A 4,744-nucleotide genomic window follows, 5' to 3' on the forward strand; every position below is an offset into this window, starting at 1 on the left:
GGTGTGGTCGTGGTGATGTAGAGGTTTGCGTCCAGGCCCAGGACTGCTGTGGTGGTCGCGCCCGTCTGTTCGGCGACGCCTGACGGGGCGCCGGCGTACAGCATCCTGGATTCCGTCCAGGCCGGGGGGCCGCCCAGGCTCGTCGTGCCGACCGCGCCCGTGCCCGACCGGCCGGACAGGAGGCGGCCCGCCACGCCGACCGCACCGTAGCCCGCCCGGCCGCCCGCTTCGGAGACGCCGGAGACCTGCGGCTTCGAGCCGGCGCCGTGGCCCGGCGTCACCAGGGCCGTGCGGACCACGCCCGAGTCCGGGCGGCGGAAGTACAGGCGGATCCCCGCGCCCTCCGGGGCCACCGTGAGCGGGACCGTGGTCGCGGGCAGGCCCGTCGGGAAGGGGCCCTCCAGGGGTGCGCCCGGGGCGGGGCGGATCCAGGCCAGGACGGTTCTTCCGGTGGTGGCGTACACGTGGAGCCGCCCGGCGGAGTCGGTCGCGGTCGCCGGGTCGCTCTGCAGGTCCTCGCCGCCCAGGTTCCGCCAGGGGCCGAAGGCGCCGTCGGGCTGCTGCTCGCGGGCGCGCAGGGTGCGCCGGGAGTCGCGTACGTACACGGTGAGGCGTCCGTCGGGGGAGACGTCCGCCGCCGGGGTGCTGATGGCCGAGGTGCCGTCCTCGTCGGCGGTCTCGGGCGTACCGAGCGACTGCCACGGGCCGAACGGGCCGTCGGGCGCGGACTGGACGGCGTACACCGCCTCGCGCCGGTAGCCGGGGTGGAGCGTGGTGCGGGTGGCCAGGACGGCGACGCGGCCGTCCGGGAAGCGGGCGGTGGTCACGCCCGGGTCGATGCCGCCGCCGGGGAGCAGGGCCGGGCCGGTCCACCGGCCGGGGGCGCCCTGCCGGGTCCAGACGGCCATCCGGCCGTCGAGGGCGGCGAAGGCCCAGAGCCGGCCGGGGGTGCCGGCCGTCAGCCAGGAGGCGTTGTCACCGTGCGCGTAGCGCAGGGACTGGGCCCAGTCGCGTCCGGTGGGGCTGCCCGCGACCTTGCGGTCGCCGCAGCCGGAGGGGCTGCCGCAGTGGTTCTCGCGGTCGTGCCAGGCGTACGTCTTGAGGTAGCCGATCTTCGTCTCGGCGGTCTGCGGGTCCAGGGAGTGGGGCAGGGAGCCGTTGTGGTAGCCGAGGTAGCTCTGCACCGTGAACCGCGGGCGGTCGGTGACCCGCTCGGCATACGCGGCGGTGGCGGCCTGCACGAAGCGGGCGCCGTACATGTGGTCCTGGTGGTCGGTGTACTTGCCGGTGTCGGGGTAGCGGCCCGGGGTCGGGTCCTGCATGCGTATCGTCGTCGGCCGGTACCGGTCCAGGATCCCGGCCACGGCCCGTATCACCTGGTCCTTCGTGTACGCGTACGGCTGCTTGACGGGGCTTCCGGAGGACAGCTGGGCGCCGAGCGCGGGTATCTTCCCGTTCCACAGGCCGCGCAGGCTGTCCGGATTGTCGGCGGTCGGGTTGCGGGCCTCGCGCAGCTGCAGCCAGACGAGGTTGACCTCGGGCTTGGCGACGAGGACGTCGAGCTCGGCGAAGCCGCCGCCCTCGGTGGGTATCGCGGTGCGCTTCCACGCGCTGGTGCGGTCGCCGGTGGCCATCTGGGCGTAGGCGGCGCGTATGCCGTTCTGGCGGGCCTCCGCGTAGTGGGCGTGGTCGGCGGGCTGCTCCGGGTCCCAGGCGCCGCCGCCGCGGGCCTCGTTGCGGCCGTCGGCCTCGCCGGAGGTCAGGTAGACGGTGGTGAGCGTGGTGCGGGCGCCGGCAGCGGTGAGGGTGCGGCTCAGGTCCGGGTTCATGAAGAACAGGTCGTCGTCGGGGTGGGCGACCACCTGGACGACCGAGCCGCTCGTGACGCCGGCCGGGAGGACCGCGGCCGGACCGCCCTCGTGGGTGGCCTCGGCCGCCGTCTGCTCGCCGGTGGCGATGGCGAGCACGCCGGTGGCACCGACGGTGAACACCGGGAGCAGGGCCGCGAGGAGGAAGCGTCGACGGGCAAGGGGCATCGTCAGGCCTGGCCTTCGGGTCGTTCCGGGCGGGAAAAACCGCTGAGCAGTCAGTGAGAGCCCAAAACACGCGACTCGGTTCACCTTTCTCGCCGATCACTCCGACTTTTCGGCGAGGTGTGACGGGTCTCCTACGGTCTTGTGGCGCGCGGGGCGACGGCCGGGCCGCCGCCGTCGCCGATGCGCTGCCATGGCGTCAGGTACGTCTGCCCGCTCTGCCCGCTCTGCCCGCTCTGCCCGGTCTTCTCGGCCTTCCCGCTCTTCCCGGCTTTCTCGGTCTTCCCGGCCTTCCTGGTTTTCCCGGTCTCCTCGGCTTTCTGAGTCTTGTCGGCCGTCTCGGTCTTCTCGGTGTTCTCGCCGCCGGGCGAGGAAGTCACGTACAGCCGCGCGTCCAGTCCGACGACGGCCAGGCTGACCGTGTTCCGGCCGTTCGGCGTGCCGGTGACCGCCGCCGAGGGGGCGCCGACGAACATCAGCGGCGAGCGCGCCCACGGCCGTCCCCGGCCCAGGTCCGAGCCCAGCTGCCCGCCGGCCGCGCGGCCCGCCAGGACGTGCCCGCCCGCCGCGACGGCGCCGAAGCCCTGGAGTCCGCCGAGGTCGGTGACGGGGCCCGTTGTCAGGGCGGTGGTGCTGCTGCCGGTCGGGCTGCCCGGCTTCTCCTCGGCGGTGAAGAGGGTCGTGCGGACGTCGCCCGAGCCCGGCTTGCGGAACCACATCCGCACGCCGCCCTCGCGCCCCTCCACCGTGAGCGGGAGCGTGGTGTCCGGCAGCCCGGTCGGCGCCGCCGGCCCCAGCGGGGCGCCCGGCTTCGGCTGCACCCAGGCCGTCACCGACCTCGTCGTCGCCGCGAACACCATGCGCCGGCCGGCGGCGTCGGTCGCGGTGGCCGGGGTGCCGTGCAGGTCGGTGCCGCCATGCTGCTCCCACGGGCCCCAGCTGCCGTCCGCGCGCTGCACCCGCCCGCGCAGCGTGTACGCGCCGTCGCGTACGTACGCCGCGAGCTGCCCGCCGCCGTCCACCGAGACGGCCGGGGCGCTGATGTCGGAGGTCCAGTTCTCGTCGGCGGTCTCGGGGGTGCCGAGGGACTGCCAGTCGCCGAACTCCTCCGTCCCGGGGCGCTTCTGGACCGCGTACACGACCTCGCGCCGGTAGTCCGCGGCCCGGGCGCCGAAGGAGGTGCGGGTGGTGAAGACCGCGATCCGGCCGTCCCCCAGCGTGACGGCGGACACGCCCGGATCCATGCCGGTGCCGGGCAGCAGGCGCGGGCCGGTCCAGGGGCCGAGCAGTCCGGCCCGGTGCCAGACGGCGACCTGGCCGTCGAGCGCCTTGAAGGCCCACAGGCCGTGCTCCTTGTCGGAGGTCAGCCAGGAGGTGCCGGAGCCGCGCGCGTAGTTGATGGAGGAGGTCCAGTTGTTGCCCTCGGGGCGGTCGGCAACCTTGAGGTCCCCGCAGCCGGCGGTGCTGCCGCAGTGGTTCTGCCGGTCTATCCAGGCGTATATGCCCATGATGTCCAGCTTTTCCTTGGCCTCGTCGGCGGCGAGGTTGCCGGGCAGGGAGCCGTTGAAGTAGCCGATGTAGTTCTGCACGGCGAAGTGTGGGCGGTCGGTGACCCGTTCGGCGTACGCGGCGAGGGCGGCCTGCACGAAGCGGGCGCCGTAGAAGTGGTCCTGGTGGTCGGTGTACTTCTTGGTGTCCGGGTAACGGCCGGGGGTCGGGTCCTGGGAGCGGACGGTCGTCGGCTTGTACTGCTCCAGCACGCCGACGAGGGTCTGGACGACCTGCTCCTTCGTGTACGAGAACCGCTGCTTGACCGGGCTGCCGGAGGCGAGCACCGACTCCAGGCGGGCCGCCTTGCCGTCCCACAGGCCGCGCAGGCTCTCGGGCACGGCTTCGTACACGGTGCCGGCCTCGCGGAGCTGGAGCCAGACGAGGTTCACCTCGGGCCTGGCGACGAGCACGTCGACCTCGGCGTGGCCACCGCCCTTGGTGGGGACGGTGGTGCGCTTCCACGCGCCGGCGCGGTCGCCGGTGGCCATCTTGGCGTAGGCGGCGCGTATGCCGTTCTGGCGGGCCTCGGCATAGGCGGGCTTGTCGGGCGGGGTGGTGGCCTGCTTGGCGGCGCCGGCGTTGATGCCGTCGGCTTCACCGGAGGTGAGGTAGACGGTGGTGACGCGGTGTCCGGCGGCGAGGGAGTACCGCAGGTCGGGGTTCATGAAGTACAGGTCGTCGTCGGGGTGGGCGACGACCTGGACCACCTGCCCGCCGGCGCCGGGGGCGATGCCTGTGGCTGCGGGGTCGGCTGTGCCTGTGCCTGTGCCTGTGCCTGTGGCTGCGGAGGCTGCGGCTCCGGATGCGGCCGGGGGGAGTGCGGGGAGGCCGGGCGCTGCGGCCGGGTGCGCGGGGCCGGGCGTGGTCGGCCGGGCGGCGCGGACGCCGGCGAGGGCGTCGCTGCCGCGCAGTACGAACATGCCGGTGGCGGCGAGGGCCGCGAAGACCCCGACGAGCCCGACCACCCGCCGCCCGTGGGCGCGGGCGGCGGGGGTGTCCGTACGGGGTCGGCGGCGCGTCCGGCTGCCCCGGCCGGAAGGCTCCTCGGCGTCGGCCGTACGGGTACGGCGGGTGGCGGCACGGCGGGTGGCGGCACGGCGTCCGCCGTCGGGCCGGCCGAGGACGACGGCGGTCGGGGCGGGCTGCGGTTCCGCGGGACG

General features: G+C 74.6%; 2 protein-coding genes. Both read right to left on the reverse strand.

Annotated elements, in window-relative coordinates:
• Positions 1-2,036, reverse strand: a 2,036-nt coding sequence (locus tag HYE82_RS39145; protein WP_179178090.1) for a PIG-L family deacetylase, incomplete at its 3' end; no start/stop codon positions are given.
• 131 nt (positions 2,037-2,167) lie between these two features.
• On the reverse strand, positions 2,168-4,744 hold a 2,577-nt coding region (locus HYE82_RS34075), incomplete at its 5' end, for a PIG-L family deacetylase (RefSeq protein WP_306439681.1).

The organism is Streptomyces sp. BR123 (genome assembly GCF_013401435.1).
In the GTDB taxonomy this organism is placed as follows: domain Bacteria; phylum Actinomycetota; class Actinomycetes; order Streptomycetales; family Streptomycetaceae; genus Streptomyces.